The organism is Pseudomonas sp. TE9122, from assembly GCF_056278925.1.
The window spans coordinates 770,764-787,130 of the sequence record NZ_JBWBQI010000001.1 but is presented as its reverse complement, the minus strand read 5'-3'; the positions used below and the strand labels follow the sequence as shown (position 1 = coordinate 787,130).

Below are 16,367 nucleotides of genomic sequence, written 5' to 3'. Positions count from 1 at the left end.
GACGACTTCGATCCTTGCGGTCGCGCGGGGCGCCACAGGCCAAATGATGTACAAACTAAACAAGCCCATATCGCGTGGCGTCGGTGACGTAGAAGTGGACCTTGTTGCCTAGCTGGATATACCGTTGATCAGGGCACGAATCCCGATCAACGCATCGTCTGCGGCGCCACGCGCCAAATCGACCTTGCCCTTGCCCGCCTGTGCGCGAATCTGCGCCTTGGCCTTCAGGCGCAAAGTGCGCAGAGTGAGCAAATGGTCAGTCAACTGCTCCGCCTTACTCAGAATCTGCTCGGCGGCCTGTTTGGCGCTGCGGCCTTTGACAACCCACGCGGCGACCGACAGCGGCACTTCTTTTTTTGGGTAACCGGCGTCCTGATAAGCCTGCGCGTCGGCGGCGGCCTGGGCGTATTCCATGGCTTTGAGCGGGTCGCCGGCCAGCACCGAGCGGACGTTATCAGCAGCGGCGTCGATCATGCCGCAGAGGCGTTCGGCTTCCAGCAGTTCCAGTTCGGCGACCCTGCCCGTATTGAGCTGCCATGCTTCAGCGACCCACTCATGGGCAGGAGAAGGCTGTGCAGCACGCAAACCGTCCTCGAACTGATGCATTTCTTGAATGATGATCATCGGATCAACTCCCAGGAAAGATTGATATTCACCGCTGCTGTAAAGTTGATCGCAATACCGTTGGAGTAGTCGCTTGGAAGGATATTTTTGATACCCATGCTCAACAGCAATTCGTCACTTGTTCCGTTATCAGCACCGAAGGCGTGTTCGGCTTGATAGGTCTGCCACAGGGAACGCAAAATGCTGTGGTCGAAGCTGGCGGTCAATGTCGAAACGGTTGTGTCATTCACCTCGTTGTTGGTAATAACCCGCACCGTCTCACCCGCATTGGCCCAGCCGTCCCAGTTGCTCGACGTGGCAACCTTCGGGTTGAGAAAACAGTAGTTGGCGCCCAGCCATCCGGGTGTAGCGAAATTCACAGCTGTGACTTGTGTCGGATGCGGCGTCGCGTTGCCCACCACCAGACGAGCGGCACGAGCATGCGGGTCAAGTGGCAGGTACACCACGCCATTACCGCTGATTGTTTGCGTCCACGACAAGCGACTGCGGTTATAAATCGGCCGGACAATTGGTACCGAGCCAGGACCAGCCGTCACCACCCATGCCAGACAAAGATCCAGCGTCGTCGACTGGAAACCGCCTCCCGCCGTTCCATTGATCGTGCCCTTCAAACCCTCCGGTGTAGCGTCATAAATCGTGCCGCGCTGCATGTAGAAGGTCAGCAGGCCCGCAACCACTTGCGCACGCAGAAAGTAACCAGAGTTGGGCAAAAGATCGGCACTGCTCCAGGCTTGTGTCGTAAACGTGCGCGGACGACCCAACTGACCTGCCAGCACTTCTTGGCCCAGGCTGATCAGTACGCCGGGCAGAATAGATAACCGCCCGCCACTGGTAGCAAACGCGGTCAGTGTGATTGGCAATCGCCCGTCCGCCGTAGCGACGGTGGCGGTTGGCAAGGCGCCAATCGGCAACGCCGAATCCAAATTCCAGCCCTTGGCCGAAACGCTCTGAATCGCCTGCAACAACTGATCGTATTTCTTCTCGTCCGGCGTCAGGTCCGCCGCCTTGATCACGTTAAGAATTTCCTGGGTAACTCCGTTACCCCAATCCGCCGGAATCAACGATCCCGGCGTCCCCGTCATAGGGTTCTCATCAACAAACTTCCCATTCACCAAGCCGGCACTGGGCACACTCTTCGGATAATCCATCCCTCATCCCTCCCTAGTCATAATTGATGTGCACCTTGGTATGCGCCGGCGCGCTGCGGTGGATCAGGCATTCCAGCGCCGAGCCTGGGTTGACGCCGAAGCGCTCGCCCCAGTAGCTCGCGCCGTAACGGCGGCCGAGCAGCAGGCGGCCGCCGGTGTTGAGCGTCCACATGAACTGCGCTTCCCAGGTGCCCCAATGCGCCGAACCAAACCGGGCGCGGCCCATGCGTGGGGCTTCGTGTTCGGTGATGCTGGCGTTGGGGTAACCCTGGCTTTTGGCGATGTCGAGGTAGTAACCGACCGCCTGGCTGCCGACCGCGAGCAAGCGGCGGCGGACGGCGAGGCGGCGGTCGTCGAACAACGGCGTGGCGCCCAGGCACGGGTCGGGCAGGTTCATCACCCGCTCCCAGTCCGGCACCAGTTCGCTGACGCCGGCCGGGTCCATCTCGTTGAGCAGGTCGGCGGCGCGGGCGTCGAGGCGGGCCAGTTCGACGGCGACGCCTTGCAGCACTTCCTCAAGCTCGGGCACCCGCTCCGGATCCCATGCCGGGCCACTGGGCAGCAAGGCGCGCAACTGCGCCTGGTATTGCGCGGCGGTTCTTATGCCCCCCATACGCAGCCTCCGAAGGTGAGCAGTTCGCTCTGCCCGGCCGGCACGTCAGCGGCCGGAGCAGTGAGCGTGTGATCGTATTCGCCGCCGGCGCTGCTGATCGCTTCGCGGATATGGCTGATCAGCAGCGGCACACCGAGATCGGCCTCGCGGTTGTGCAGATCGCGCAACTGCGCTTCAACGGCGGCGCGCACGGCGGTGGTGTCCGGATTGACGCTCTTGAAGCGATACACTACCGGCACCTGAACCGGTCGCTGCACGTGCACTTCCGCGGTCACCGGACGCAGCGGTTCGATGTACTCCTGAACCTCCGCCAACTGCTCATCGTTCGGCACCGGTTGCGGGTCTTCATCACGCATGATGAACACCGTCACCGTGCCCGGCCCGAGCAGGCCGCCCCGGCACCACGCCCGCGTCACACCCGGCACTTCCAGCGCCCAGGTTTCGTAGTCGCTGGCCGCGCCACCGTGGGGAATCACGCGGTAGGAACGGATGACCCGCGAGCGCAGCGATTCGAGGCTTTCCCGCGCCACACCGCCGCTGAGGCCCGGCGCCAGCACCACGAAGCTGTTGCCGACAATCCCGGCAATCGGCTGCACCTGGGTCAGCGTCAAACCCGCATCAGCGTTGCCCAGACTGCCGGCCTCCAGCGCCGCAATCGTGGTGCTGTTGCTGCCATTGACCGTGGTGCGCGCCGTGGTGACTTTGTAGGTGCGGCCATCGTTCGCTTGCAGCAGAGTGTCGACGTCGAGCACGGCGCCGGGAGTGGCGGTAAAACTGACGCTGCCGGTAGCCACCTGCGCGGCTTTGCGCGGCTGATTCAGGCGCAGCGCGGCGATGCGTTCCAGGGTTGACTCATCGGCTTTGTCGGGCAGGATCTGCTCGGCAATCCAGTCGAGATAACCGTACAAGCCATAAGCGGCGCCGCCGAGGGTGCGGGCGAGCACTTGCGCATCGGACTGGCGCAGCGAATCGCCAGCCAGGTCGCTTTGGGTGCGCTTGATCAGCACCGGCAGCGAAGGGGTTTCAAACGGCATAGATCACCTGCCAACTGTTATCGGGGTTGATGTCCAGACGTTCGCCGTCGGCCAGCGTGAGGACCGTGCGCAGGTTCAGGCGCTGGGCATCGAGGCGTTCGCTGATGATGTCGATGGCGCTGCAGTGGCCGTCGTCGAGCAGCCATTGCAGGGCTTCGCGGGCATAGAACTCGGCGTCCATCTGCGTCTGCCGGGTCAGCTTGACCCGGCGCAGCAGCCACAGCCGCGAGCCGATGCGATCGTCGGCAACCGTGGGAAAACTGTCGCCCCACCAGCCGAAGCGTTCTTCGTCATCGAGGGCGTCGTCATCAGCGGCGCGACGCCAGGTGAACAGACTGATGAGCACGGCGCGGGTCAGTGCGGCGTGGAGGTTCTGGCTGATGAACATCACTGGCCTCCTGCCGGCGCGCCGGTCTGACCGTTGCCGGCCTGCACGCCTACATGCACGTGTTTGGTCTGGCTGATGCCGCCAGCCAGTTGATCACCGGTGGAAACGATCTTGCCGGTCTGGTTTATCACCGGCGTGTCGAAGTTCACCGCGCTGCTGGCGCGGATGTTCAGCGTGGCGGTTTCGATGTCGATGATCCGCCCGCGCTTGAAATGAATTTTGTCGCCCTCGTCGGTGTAGATCGCCACTTCACCGGCAGCGAGTGCTTGCAGGCGATAACGACGGTCGGCGATGACCAGGGCGATGGCGTGGGAACGGTCGCCGCCGATGAAGGTGACGACCCCTTCAGCGCCAGCCAACGGATGGCTGGTGAAACCGTAGGGTTCGAAGTGTTCGAGGTCGTCGTTGACTTCACCGGCGGTGAGGCGCATTTGCAGCGATTGCAGCTTGGTTGCCGAATTGGCGAACACGACAGTGCCGCGCGCCAGCAGGCGTGTCAGTAGGCTCATTCTTGGTTCTCGTAAGAAACGGGCCGAGGTCAAAAGATCGCAGCCTTCGGCAGCTCCTACACAAGATCGGCGTACACCTGTAGGAGCTGCCGAAGGCTGCGATCTTTTCCGGGCCTATGAGGTTGTTTTTGGAGGTGTGGGATTGGCATCAAAAGTATGCGGCGGCGCCACTTGCAGCGTGGTCACCGAACCTTGCGCCGACAACGAATAAGTGACCTTGGAAATCAGCATGTCACCATCGAAATCGAGCACCGGATCCTTGACCTTCACTAGCGTGTTATGGCGCCACAAATCGCCATTGCTCTGCCGCCAGCCCTGCACCTGATAGGTGGTGGTCTGCGCACGGCCCATGCGAGTCGCGCTTTCCCATTGGGCACGCTGCTGCGCCAACTCAAAGGTCAGTTGCGTGCCTTCGTTGATCACCGTGGTGCGCCGCCGTTTGAAACTCAGGTCGGCCGCCGTCGACTCGACTTCGCTGACCGCCGCGCCGCTTTTCGCATCCGAGCCTTTCTGCTGGCCGATCACCCGATACTCGGAGAACACCTGGCTGAAATCCATTGGCGCACTGGCCGACAAGATATTCTTGCCCAGCTCCAGCGCATCGCTGGCGCGGCCGCCGCTGCCGGGTTTGGCCAACACCAACTGGCCCAGCTCGTTGTCGGTGGAAAACACCCGCAGCAGCGACAGCAATCGGTCGATCGACTGGAATGCCGTTTCACCCGGCACGATGGTGTGTTTGGTCAGGCGTGTGGTGTCGCTGATTTCATTGACGACCCACAGTCCATATTCGCTCGCCAGATCGCGGACGATAGTCAGCAAGGGTTGTTGCTGCCATTGGCTGGGCAGGTTACGGGCGGCGCAATCGACCAGATCCTGGGTTTTCGAACTGCCTTCGATGGTCAGGCTGATCTGCCGCCCGTCATAGCGGATCGGTGCCTTGAACACGTAACCGGTGAGCACCAGATCCTTGCCGATTTTCACCTCGCAGGGGTCGCCGGGTTTAATCGGTTTGCTCACCGCCTGCCCCGGCCATTGCCAGGTAATGTCGAGCTTGAAGGTGCGGAACTGACGCTCGAGATCGGCGGTGATTTCGACGCTTTTCCAGCCGCCGTATTCCATGCCGTTAACCGTCAGTGTGACGTGGTTATCCAACTCGTCCATGGTTCACTCCCTGGAGACTTTCACATCGCTTTGCGGGAGGTACAACGGATTGGTCACGCCGTTGCGCTGCACGACTTCGGTGACTCGCGTGGCGTCGCCAAACTGTTTGTACGCTATGACCAGTGCTGGAAGGCTTTCCTGAAAGGATTTGCTGACCAGTCGCACGCCCGAGGATGCCACGGCCTTGAGGTGCGCAACCAAGGCATCCTGCACGTCACTGATAGCTTGATAGTGATCAGGATCGGCCTTGTTTTTCGCCCCTTGCAGCGCCTCCACCAAATCCTTTTGCAGCGCCTGCAAATCATCCGTGGCCGGGACTTCCGGGCGGGTGACTTGCTGATGGGCCTGCTGAGCAACGGTGGGCGTCGACGGCAGTTGCAGCGCTCGGGTGGCCACTGGCATCGACGCGACCCACTGCGCGACTTTGACCAGCATCGTGTCTTGCACCAGATCGGCCATCGCCTGCGCTGCGGCATTGGTGTCCTTGCCGGTAGTGATCTTCGGCGCATCGGCCTTGCGAATCGCTTCGAGTTGCTGCGACACGTCGGCGATCACGCCCCGGTAGCCTTCCTTGGCGAACGCCTTCAGCTCCTTGATATCGCCGAGCAAACCCTTGAATTCCGCCGCCACTTCCTTGGGCAACTCCTTCACGGCCTTGACCAGTTCAGTGATCTGCCGGTACTGCTCGATCAAAGGTTTCAGTTGCTCCTTGATCACTTCATATACGCCGGTAAGGCTGTTGCGCAGGTTGGTGATGCCGATCCGCGCAGCCTTGATCAAAGTCATCGCCTGTTCGAAACGCGCCACCGCTGAACCCAGCAGACCGTCGGCCTTGGCCAGGAGCACTTTCTGCGTGCTGACCGTGGCTGTCGGAAACGGCTGGGGTTGGTCGGGATAGAACTTCAATGCGAACGTCACCAGCCCACCGTCCTGGCGGGTGTGGGTCATGTCGCATTCGCCGACCTTGACTTGCAGGCGTCCAAGCCACGGATGCACCAGCTCGCCACGCCCCTGCTCCAGCGCCTTGAGCAGCTTGTCGCGCTGCTCAAGGCAATCGGGGCCGATGATGAACGCGGTCAGATCGTGAGTCTTGGCCTGCTGGCCGAGGTCCTCGAAAAACGGCAGGTCGCGTTGCGGGTACTCATGCAACTGTCCTTTGCGCCCGACCGGGGTTTTCGCCTGGTCGATCCAGAAACCGACACCGCGAAAGGATGCCGGCAATAAACGGTCACGCCAGTTCATTGGGAACCTCCCATCGACAGCGAGCGATAGCCGATGCGTGAAGACACGGCCAGGCCAGGTTGATTGGTTTGCGGTTGTTCGGTGCGCAGGCCGGCCGGCGCATTTTCGAAGCGCACGGTCAGACCGCCTTCGAGTTGCGTACGGTTGTTGGCGGCGCTTTGCTGGATCAGCGCGCTGGAGGTTTGTGGCAACGAACCGCTTTGCAGTGTGCCGTTGCCAGCAGGCGCCGGACTGGCAGCGAAGAACGCCGGTGCCAGTTCGCCTTTGCCTTCGGCATTGGTCTCGCGTTGCGCTTGGGTCAGCGTTTCGACCTTGCCGGTGACCTTGGCGATCAGTCCGGCGAAGCCACCCTCGAACAACTCCTTGATCGGCGCAATGACGGTTTGCAGCTTTTGCCACAACTCGCCGAACCACTCAGTGATCGGCCCCCAACTCTCGATGATCTGATCCAGAGGTTTCCATTCGAACAGACTGTGCAGAAAATCCACGACCGGCGCGGAAAGCGCCAACACGACGCCCCAGATCGCCGAAAAGACCTCACCGATCGGCTGCCAATACTGAGCAATCTGCTCCAGCGGCGACCACTCGAACAGGCTGGTGAAAAAGCCTCTGACCCGCTGCACAGAAGTTTGCAGCGCCATCCAGATCGGTTCGAAAAACCCGACAACCCCACCCCAGGCGCTGGTGAGCATTTGCATCGGGAAAAAATCGAACAGTGCCCGCAAAGTATCCCGGGTGCTTTGCACAGCCGATTGCAGCGTCGTCAATATCGGCTGGAAATACGCAACAATGCCTCCCCAGGCGCTGGTGATCATCTGCATTGGCGAGAAGTCGAACAGCGACACGAGGAATTCTTTAGCCGGTAGCGCGACTTCTCGCAGGCCGCTGAACATCGGTTCGAAGAACCTCACGACACCACCCCACGCATCGGTAATCATCTGCATCGGCGAGAAATCGAACAGGTTTCTGAGAAACGCCATCACCGGCACACTCAAGGCCTTGAGCAATTCCCAGATCGCCGAGAACAAACCGGTCAGCGGCCCCCAGTTTTCGATGATCATCCCCGCAGGCGACCACGCGAAAACCGACTTGAAGAAGTCGATCACTGGCGCCGTCACGGCCATCACCTTGTCCCAGATAGCCGAGAAAAATCCCGTGACCGGTTCCCACAGCGCAGCCAGTGCCGCCAGCGGTCGCCAGTCGAGTACCGAGCGCAACGTCGCCATCGCACTCGCCCCGATGTTTTTCACGCCCTCCCACATCCCTGTGAAGAACGCGCTGATCGGCGTCCAGTTGGCCACGATCAAACCGGCCGCCACGGCAATGCCCATGGCGATCAGCATGATCGGGTTGGTCTTGAGCACCATGCTCATGACGTCCATCACCTGCGTCATACCGGTGACCGCGGTTTGCATAGCGGAGAAGGCAATCGCCCCCGCCGCCAGGCCTTCGACCAGTTTCGGATTGTCGGCGAGCAGACTGCCGACCTGCGTCAGCATCGGTTCCAGCCCGACCACCAAGGCCCCCACCGCCGGCACCAGCGCGGCGTCCACCGCCGCCGAAACCTTCTGCATCGACGCACTGAACACGTTCATGTTCTGCGTCGCTGCTGTCGGCGCGGCGGGCAGATCGACGGTTTTCGCCGTGTCGCTGACTTCGCTCAATTTGCCCTGGAACGCTGCGGCCGATTTGATGCCGTCTACAAACGGCGTGATCACGCTGCCGCCGTTGAACAGACCACTGATGTCCAGTTTGCCGAGGCCGGTCTGCTCGAGATTGTTTTTAAAACTCTCAACCTTCATGCGCAGGGCGCCCAGTTTGGGCGAGAGTTCATCGATGCCGGTGATCAGCACCGGTTTCGGGGTTTTCTTCTCTTCGTCTGCCATCACTGCACCTGCTGCATCGCATTGATCCGTTGCGCGTGCTCCAGCGATTCGCGGAGCACATCCAGTGGCCTGGCCATCATCTGTTCGGGATCAACCTTCCAGAACCAGGCCAGGTCATAGGCGACGGCGATCAGGTCGGTGATGGCGCCGACGCCGCACTCATGAAAAAACTCGCAACAGCCCAGCTCAGTGCATTGAGGTCAGCCAGATCCAACTGGTTGACCGACGACGGCGGGATGCCGGCGCACACGGCGATGTATTTGGCCGCCACGTCCATGTCGAGGCTGACTTCTTCACTCTTGTCGATCTTGTACGGCAGTGCCTTGATCGCTCGCACTTCCTGCACCGTCGGGCGGCGCAGAACGAGTTCGGTCAGAGGCTCGCCGTGGGCTTCGATTGCGACTTGAAGCTTCACGGCGCCGCTCATTGCCAGGTCCCCTTGATGCCTTCGAACTTCAGTTCGATGGTGGCGTCGTCGCCCTTGGAAACTGGCTCCTCGACCAGATAGGCGCCGGCCAGCACGTAAACTTTGCCGTTGCTGAATTCGCAGGTGACGGTGATATCGGTGCCTTCGATCAGCTTCTTCAGCGGGAAGTCGGCGGTGTGCAGCGCGGTCACTTTGAACGACGGCGCGATGTCGGTTTCCTTGTAGAAACCGGGCACGACGGTTTCACGTTTGACGGCCATCAGCGGGGCTTCGCAGCCGCCATTGATGGTCAGTTGTGCGCCGTCGACCTTGACGTAGCAGGTGCCTGCAATCAGTTGACCCATGGTGTTTCTCCCTTCAAATAAAAAGCCCACGCGAGGTGGGCTGAATGCTTAGCGCCGACTGCGCGGATCAGGCCGCGTCGTCGTACTGCAGACGGAACTGGTTGAGCAGTGCGAACACGCGCAGACCGTTGATGTAATCCGGCGGGAACAGCACGTTCACGCGGCTCGGGTCCTGCACGTCGCGCTCGACGATCAGGTGTTCGGCGAACAGCTCGGCGTTCTCCACATGGCCTTCGAGTTCGAGCTTGGCGTACTGCGCAATCAACTCGCCGCGAATGGTCGCAGGCGTGACGATCGGCTGACCGGCGCCGAAACGGGTACCGTCGGAGGCCAGTTTGTGGCGGCCGTATTTGCTGGTGATCACGCTTTGCAGACGACGCACGATGAACGCCGACTGGTGCATGGTTTCGCTGTCCAGATAGGAGTTGTCGGCCTGGCCGTAGGCGTTCTTCTGGTAGGTGGTGATCGAACGCTGGATGCGCACGTAACCGCCTTCGTAGTACGCAGTAGCGATGCCGTAGTTGAGCAGCGACTGGCGCTCGGTCAGGGTGAAGCGCTCGCTGGCCGGCGCCGGGTCAACACCCGGCAGGCTGCCGCTTTGCGTCGGACGGCTGGCATCGGCGGAGATGAACACCGCCGTGCGCGCAGCCAGTGCCGCCGCTTGTACCCAGAACGGTTGCGGTACGCCCGGCTCCAGCGCCTGGATGGTCATGTGCTGATCGTTGCGCGCCTGGCCGGCAGCGACCAGCGTACCGACCGTGCCGCGTTTGGCGCAGTAGACGTGACCAAACAATTGCTTGGCCCACGACCAGCGCCCGGTGCTGTCATCCATCACCGCTTGCCAGGTGTTGAGGGTGGCCAGGTCGGACCACGGCAAGGCGATGAATTCGAATGGCTCATCGCCTAGAGCCGCGACGGCGGCGATCTGATCCGGCACACCGGCGCCGCCGGTCATGGCGGTGATTGCGCTGGTCAGACCGGCCGGAGTTTCTTCGCCGTTGCTCTTGCCCAGGCGATTGAATTGCAGGCTGATGTCATTGCCGCTGTCGCCGGTCCATTTGGCGGTCAGGGTGACCACGCCTTCGGCAGTGGCTGCGCTGACTGGCAGGTCGGCAGTGGCGTTGATTTTCTCCGCCAGTGCCGTGGCCGCTTGAGCGGCGGTGGCGCCATTGACCACGGTGGCCTGCACGCGCACGCCGCTGACATATAGATTGAGCATGCCCGCTTGAGTCGCGGTACCGGTCAGGGTCAACACACCCTTGGCGATGGCGCCTTCGGTGTTGTGCAGCGGCAGGCACCAGATCTCGCCGATCGGGTCAGCCTTGCGGAAGGTCTCGTACATCGAAGCGAGCATCGAGCCCTGGCCGCCGATGCTTTTCGCCAGCGCCACGCTGGAAACCAGCACCAGTTTGCCGACCTCAGTCGGGGCAATATTGTCGTTGACCTGCGCGACGATCAAACGGCGCATGGCCGAGGTCGCGCTGTTGGCGGCCGAGTTGTCCATTTCGGCATAGAACAGCGGAACACGAATGTCCGCCGGGATGTTGCTGAATCCGATCGCCATTATTTGGCTCCCTGTGGTTTAGCCGCTTTTGCGGTTTTGAGTGTGATATCGCCGTCGGCCAGACGCCGGCGCCACCAGGCGCTGTCCAGCACTTCTCGGCCTGCGGCCGGCAGCAAGTCGCCCGCCTCCGGGTCAGGTACGACACGGCCAGCGGCCGGCACTACGGTGATGCGGTTGCTCATGGGGTTACGTCTCCAGAGAAAGTCATTTCCACCCGGCCATCCGGACCCGGGCGTTGCAGATTGGGGTCGGCCGGATCGATCGCATCGACCCGCACCGTCATCCCGGTAAAGGACGACAAAGCGTCCAGTTCGCGCTCGTGCCAACTCTCCGCAGGCTGACTTGGCAGATTGCGGCCGAGCTGGAACTCGGCATAAAAACGCAGCCGATAGAAGGCGCGGCTGCTGTTGATCGAGACCATCTCGCCGCCGTCGTAGACGATGGCGCTGTAGTCGGAATCGGGTTTGAACCCCACCAGCGCGCGCCACAGTTCGGCGCGCAGGTCGTGCAACCCATCCAGCGCTTTTGTCGCGTCGGTAGCGTCAAGGGCCAGGACGATTTCAAAGCGGTCGCGGATTGGTTGGGTGGTGAGGTTTTGGGTGGTGCCAGGACTGGCCAGATCGGCCAGCGGCAGTACGTGAGCCGAGGGCGTCGGTAGATCGGGGTTGCCTTGCAGCAACGCCAGATCGACACCCACCGAAATATGATTGGCAAGGCCAGGGCATTGCCCACGCAGTTGCGTGAGGATCGGGGTGATCTTCATGGGGGTGTTCCGAAGTAAGAGAAATTACAGTGAACGCCGCAGTCCCTGTGGGAGCGAGCCTGCTCGCGAAAGCGGTCGATCAGTCACATCGATACTGAAGCTGACGTCCCTTTCGCGAGCAGGCTCGCTCGCATAGGGCTATGCGTAAAGAGTTAAGGCTGGTCGCGCGGCGGCACTTCGCAGACGCCGATACGCTTGGCCGCCCAGCGTTCGTAAAGACCTATAGCGACATCAGCGCCGGCCATCGCCGTCAGGCAGCCAAACGCGCCAGCGGCCCAGATCGACATGCCGGCGGCGTACAGCAGCATGATTGCCGACACCCCGCAGATCATGCAGGCGCCGGAACGCAGAGCCAGACGCCGCACAAGTGACCAGCCGCGGGCGCCCTCCTTGTCGGCGCGCCACATTTCGCCGGACACCCCGCCGACGACAGCGAGGAGGATGACCAGCCAGATCGGCATGTCCGCCAACGCTTGTTGCTCGTTTGTCATGTCACGCCTCCGTGGGTGATTGATGAGTGATGGGTTGGATTCAAACGGTTTCTCTTGAGGCAGGCATTCCAAAAAGCCCGGCGCTTGTACACCGGGCTTTTCAGTAATGCGCTCCTTCGCCTTCCTTCCAATCCTGTGTTCGAGAAGGAAGCTGACTTTTCGGCGCTACTGGCGCGGTACGAGTCCATTCAGATTGTTTTTCCGACCGCGGTCCCTGCCCGCCGGATAACTGCTTCTGGTGCTTTACGCTGCACACCTGGGTCAGTTGCCAACCCTCTGAACCGTTGAGGCCGGTTCATCGCTGCCTGTTCTTGTGGAACTAAAGAGCTTGTCTTGCCAGCCGCTTTGTCGAGCGGCTTGGTGGCAAGAATATGCATGGATGCATATACAGTCAATGCGTAAATGCATTTATTTATGCATTAAATTTGCGCATATGCATGAAACCCAAGCGGGCCAAGGGGTGGGGAGATTTCTGCAGGCGAAAAAAAACCTGCCGGGGGGCAGGTTTCAGTTGAATCGAAAGGGGCTAGCGGGCGTACATGCCCCACCAGAAGACGTGACCAAGGATAACGATCTGCTCTTCCTGGATTTCCTGGAAGCTGTAGTCCTCATCTGGATGCTCGTCTCGATTGAAGCTGCGCAGACGGATGCCGGTGGGCAGGCGATAGAGTTGCTTCACGCGCAATTGGCCGTTGTGATTGATCGCATACAGATCGCCATCAATGATGTCGCCGATGCCGCACTTGCCGGCGTTGACGCCGACGGTGGCGCCATCACGCAGAACCGGCAACATGCTGTTGCCGCGCACCGTCACGCATTTGGCCTGGTCGAACTGCACACCGTTGTGGCGCAGGCTGCGTTTGCCGAAGCGCAGGCTGGAGCGCTCGCTCTCTTCGATGACGAATCTTCCTGATCCAGCAGCCAATTCAACCTCACGTAGAAAGGGCACCGACACCTCGTCGTCATCGACGGGGGTATCGTCGTCCCACAGGCTTATGTCCTTGAGTTCCGCATGCACGTCAGCGCGCGTGCCGGCCGCCGTTGGCGCGACATCCGCGCGCCCGCGCAACTGATCGGTGCTGACGTTGAAATATTCAGCGATCTTCGAGATGTGTTTATCCGAAGGATCGACAATCTTCCCGCTGAGAATCCGCGAGAGCGTTGATTGAGGCACGCCGGTGCGACGGTGGAGCTCCGTGGGGGAGATCCCGTGCTGGTCGAGCAGTGCTCTTAAGACGGAGGAAACGTTGCGTTTTTGCATAACGCGCATAGTGCTTGAAGTTTTTCGCGAAGACAAATGCTGATTTGCATAAATCGTGCATAGATCAACTTTTCCCTGCCAATAAATGCTCACCCGACCGCAGCGCCTGCGTCGGGCAGACTGGCCATGGTAACCTTGCGCCCATCGCGGAAAAGCCCGGCCACTGCCCGCGCTTTGCCCTACATCTTTTAACGAGTTGCCCGACAATCCGATGAATAAAGCCGTCTCCGACCTGTCCTCCCACACTCCGATGATGCAGCAATACTGGCGCCTGAAGAATCAGCACCCTGACCAGCTGATGTTCTATCGCATGGGCGATTTTTACGAAATCTTCTACGAAGATGCGAAGAAAGCTGCCAAGTTGCTGGACATCACCCTGACCGCGCGCGGGCAGTCGGCGGGTCAGGCGATTCCGATGTGTGGGATTCCTTACCACGCGGCGGAAGGTTACCTGGCGAAACTGGTCAAGCTCGGCGAGTCGGTGGTGATTTGCGAGCAAGTCGGCGACCCGGCCACCAGCAAAGGCCCGGTGGAGCGCCAGGTCGTACGGATCATCACGCCGGGGACAGTCAGTGACGAGGCGCTGCTGGATGAACGCCGCGATAACCTGATTGCAGCGGTATTGGGCGATGAGCGTCTATTCGGTCTGGCGGTGCTGGACATCACCAGCGGCAACTTCACCGTGCTCGAGATCAAAGGCTGGGAAAACCTGCTGGCGGAACTGGAGCGGGTCAACCCGGTGGAATTGCTGATTCCGGATGACTGGCCAAAAGACCTGCCGGCGGAAAAACGCCGTGGCGTACGCCGTCGCGCGCCGTGGGATTTCGAGCGCGATTCGGCGCTGAAAAGTCTCTGCCAGCAGTTTTCCACCCAAGACCTGAAAGGCTTCGGCTGCGAGAACCTGACCCTGGCCATTGGCGCTGCCGGCTGCCTGTTGGCCTACGCCAAGGAAACCCAGCGCACTGCCCTGCCCCATTTGCGTAGCCTGCGTCACGAACGTCTCGATGACACCGTGGTGCTCGACGGCGCCAGCCGGCGCAATCTGGAACTCGACACCAATCTGGCCGGTGGCCGCGACAACACGCTGCAATCGGTGGTCGATCGCTGCCAGACCGCCATGGGCAGTCGCTTGCTCACTCGTTGGTTGAACCGACCGTTGCGCGATCTCACCGTGTTGCTGGCGCGTCAGACCTCGATCCGCTGCCTGCTCGACGGCTACCGCTTCGAAAAGCTGCAACCCCAGCTCAAGGAAATCGGCGATATCGAACGGATTCTGGCGCGTATCGGTCTGCGCAATGCGCGGCCGCGTGACCTTGCGCGTCTGCGTGATGCTCTCGGCGCACTGCCCGAACTGCAAGTGGCGATGACCGATCTGGAAGCGCCGCACCTGCAGCATCTGGCGGCCACCACCAGCACCTATCCGGAACTGGCCGCATTGCTGGAAAAAGCCATCATCGACAATCCGCCAGCGGTGATCCGTGACGGCGGCGTGCTGAAAACCGGTTACGACAGCGAACTCGACGAACTGCAATCACTGAGCGAAAACGCCGGCCAGTTCCTCATCGATCTCGAAGCCCGGGAGAAAGCCCGTACTGGTCTGGCCAACCTCAAAGTCGGCTACAACCGTATCCACGGCTACTTCATCGAACTGCCGAGCAAGCAGGCCGAATCGGCGCCGGCTGACTATATCCGCCGGCAGACGCTTAAAGGCGCCGAGCGCTTCATCACACCTGAGCTGAAAGAATTCGAAGACAAGGCACTTTCCGCCAAGAGCCGCGCGCTGGCCCGGGAAAAAATGCTTTACGAGGCGCTGCTCGAAGACTTGATCAGCCAGTTACCACCATTGCAGGACACCGCCGGCGCCTTGGCCGAGCTGGATGTACTGAGCAACCTTGCCGAGCGTGCGCTGAATCTCGACCTCAATTGCCCGCGTTTCGTCAGCGAGCCGTGCATGCGCATCACCCAGGGTCGTCACCCTGTGGTCGAGCAAGTGCTGACCACGCCGTTCGTGGCCAACGATCTGAGCCTGGACGACAATACGCGCATGCTGGTCATCACCGGCCCGAACATGGGCGGTAAATCCACTTACATGCGGCAAACCGCGTTGATCGTGTTGCTAGCGCATATTGGCAGTTTCGTGCCGGCCGCCAGTTGCGAGCTGTCGCTGGTCGACCGCATCTTCACCCGTATCGGCTCAAGCGATGATCTGGCCGGCGGTCGCTCGACCTTCATGGTCGAGATGAGCGAAACCGCCAACATCCTGCATAACGCGACCGAGCGCAGTCTGGTGCTGATGGACGAAGTCGGGCGCGGTACCAGCACCTTTGACGGTCTGTCGCTGGCGTGGGCGGCGGCCGAGCGCTTGGCCCATTTGCGCGCCTACACCCTGTTTGCTACGCACTATTTTGAGCTGACCGTGCTGCCGGAAGCCGAACCTCTTGTCGCTAACGTGCATCTCAATGCCACCGAGCACAACGAACGGATCGTGTTCCTGCACCATGTTCTGCCTGGGCCTGCCAGTCAGAGCTATGGCTTGGCAGTCGCACAACTGGCCGGCGTGCCGAGCGAGGTGATTCTGCGAGCGCGCGAGCATCTGAGTCGCCTGGAAGACACTGCCCTGCCCCACGAGGCGCCGAAACCGGCGGCCAAGGGCAAGCCGTCGACACCGCAGCAAAGCGACATGTTCGCCTCACTGCCACATCCGGTGCTCGATGAATTGGCGAAAGTGGATCTGGACGACATGACGCCACGCCGTGCGCTGGAAATGCTCTATGCACTGAAGAACCGGATATAAGCACTGAAGAAGCGGATATAACGCAATTCGCTTCAAGCTGTTAGAATCTCGCGCGGTTCGGGATGCTGCTGGCTCATAGCCTGGTCAGCAGGTATCGCTCCCGAACCTGGCGACCCCA

Annotated in this window: 17 protein-coding genes; 1 reads left to right on the top strand and 16 read right to left on the bottom strand. The window is 60.9% G+C overall.

What is annotated here, in order from left to right; translation table 11 throughout:
• Window positions 1-108: 108 nt before the first annotated feature.
• The 16 genes from ACZ9BE_RS03365 to ACZ9BE_RS03290 form a co-directional block, all read right to left on the bottom strand.
• The gene (locus tag ACZ9BE_RS03365; protein ID WP_095180513.1) at window positions 109-624 is read right to left on the bottom strand and encodes a phage tail protein; all 516 of its coding nucleotides are present in this window, start codon (window positions 622-624) and stop codon (window positions 109-111) included.
• A complete protein-coding gene (locus tag ACZ9BE_RS03360; RefSeq protein WP_150636351.1) occupies window positions 621-1,772 on the bottom strand; it encodes a phage tail protein in 1,152 nt (383 codons plus the stop codon). The genes ACZ9BE_RS03365 and ACZ9BE_RS03360 overlap by 4 nt, the downstream gene beginning before the upstream one ends.
• Before the next feature lie 13 nt (window positions 1,773-1,785).
• A complete protein-coding gene (locus tag ACZ9BE_RS03355) occupies window positions 1,786-2,385 on the bottom strand; it encodes a YmfQ family protein (protein ID WP_041478090.1) in 600 nt (199 codons plus the stop codon).
• Entirely contained in the window at window positions 2,373-3,419 is a 1,047-nt protein-coding gene (locus ACZ9BE_RS03350) for a baseplate J/gp47 family protein (protein ID WP_056783281.1), read from the bottom strand. Before ACZ9BE_RS03350 ends, ACZ9BE_RS03355 begins: the two co-directional genes overlap by 13 nt.
• The gene (locus tag ACZ9BE_RS03345; RefSeq protein WP_016771422.1) at window positions 3,409-3,807 is read right to left on the bottom strand and encodes a phage GP46 family protein; all 399 of its coding nucleotides are present in this window, start codon (window positions 3,805-3,807) and stop codon (window positions 3,409-3,411) included. Before ACZ9BE_RS03345 ends, ACZ9BE_RS03350 begins: the two co-directional genes overlap by 11 nt.
• Window positions 3,807-4,316 carry a phage baseplate assembly protein V gene (locus tag ACZ9BE_RS03340; RefSeq protein WP_150636349.1) on the bottom strand — a complete coding sequence of 170 codons (510 nt, stop codon included), beginning with the start codon at window positions 4,314-4,316 and terminating at the stop codon, window positions 3,807-3,809. Before ACZ9BE_RS03340 ends, ACZ9BE_RS03345 begins: the two co-directional genes overlap by 1 nt.
• A 114-nt stretch (window positions 4,317-4,430) precedes the next feature.
• Window positions 4,431-5,477, bottom strand: coding sequence for a phage baseplate assembly protein (locus ACZ9BE_RS03335; RefSeq protein ID WP_476248903.1), 1,047 nt, complete (start codon window positions 5,475-5,477; stop codon window positions 4,431-4,433).
• 3 nt (window positions 5,478-5,480) lie between these two features.
• On the bottom strand, window positions 5,481-6,719 hold the full coding sequence (locus ACZ9BE_RS03330; protein WP_476248902.1) for a DNA circularization protein: 1,239 nt from the start codon (window positions 6,717-6,719) through the stop codon (window positions 5,481-5,483).
• Window positions 6,716-8,605: a phage tail protein gene (locus ACZ9BE_RS03325; RefSeq protein ID WP_476248901.1), complete on the bottom strand. Its 1,890-nt coding sequence runs from the start codon at window positions 8,603-8,605 to the stop codon at window positions 6,716-6,718. Before ACZ9BE_RS03325 ends, ACZ9BE_RS03330 begins: the two co-directional genes overlap by 4 nt.
• Window positions 8,606-8,735: 130 nt before the next feature.
• A complete protein-coding gene (locus tag ACZ9BE_RS03320; RefSeq protein WP_007908778.1) occupies window positions 8,736-9,032 on the bottom strand; it encodes a phage tail assembly protein in 297 nt (98 codons plus the stop codon).
• Window positions 9,029-9,376 carry a phage tail tube protein gene (locus ACZ9BE_RS03315; protein ID WP_007908779.1) on the bottom strand — a complete coding sequence of 116 codons (348 nt, stop codon included), beginning with the start codon at window positions 9,374-9,376 and terminating at the stop codon, window positions 9,029-9,031. The genes ACZ9BE_RS03320 and ACZ9BE_RS03315 overlap by 4 nt, the downstream gene beginning before the upstream one ends.
• 67 nt (window positions 9,377-9,443) lie before the next feature.
• Window positions 9,444-10,940, bottom strand: a complete 1,497-nt coding sequence (locus tag ACZ9BE_RS03310) for a phage tail sheath subtilisin-like domain-containing protein (RefSeq protein ID WP_476248900.1) — start codon at window positions 10,938-10,940, stop codon at window positions 9,444-9,446.
• A complete protein-coding gene (locus tag ACZ9BE_RS03305) occupies window positions 10,940-11,122 on the bottom strand; it encodes a DUF2635 domain-containing protein (RefSeq protein WP_024011856.1) in 183 nt (60 codons plus the stop codon). The genes ACZ9BE_RS03310 and ACZ9BE_RS03305 overlap by 1 nt, the downstream gene beginning before the upstream one ends.
• Window positions 11,119-11,703, bottom strand: a complete 585-nt coding sequence (locus ACZ9BE_RS03300; protein ID WP_476248899.1) for a phage tail terminator protein — start codon at window positions 11,701-11,703, stop codon at window positions 11,119-11,121. Before ACZ9BE_RS03300 ends, ACZ9BE_RS03305 begins: the two co-directional genes overlap by 4 nt.
• Before the next feature lie 152 nt (window positions 11,704-11,855).
• Window positions 11,856-12,194, bottom strand: coding sequence for a phage holin family protein (locus tag ACZ9BE_RS03295; protein ID WP_024011844.1), 339 nt, complete (start codon window positions 12,192-12,194; stop codon window positions 11,856-11,858).
• Between the two features lie 526 nt (window positions 12,195-12,720).
• Window positions 12,721-13,464, bottom strand: a complete 744-nt coding sequence (locus tag ACZ9BE_RS03290) for a LexA family transcriptional regulator (protein WP_056783238.1) — start codon at window positions 13,462-13,464, stop codon at window positions 12,721-12,723.
• A gap of 202 nt (window positions 13,465-13,666) precedes the next feature.
• On the opposite strand from ACZ9BE_RS03290, the gene mutS reads away from it, so the two are divergent.
• Window positions 13,667-16,249 (top strand): DNA mismatch repair protein MutS, encoded by a 2,583-nt coding sequence (gene mutS / locus ACZ9BE_RS03285; RefSeq protein WP_056783236.1) that lies wholly within the window; start codon window positions 13,667-13,669, stop codon window positions 16,247-16,249.
• Window positions 16,250-16,367: the final 118 nt, after the last annotated feature.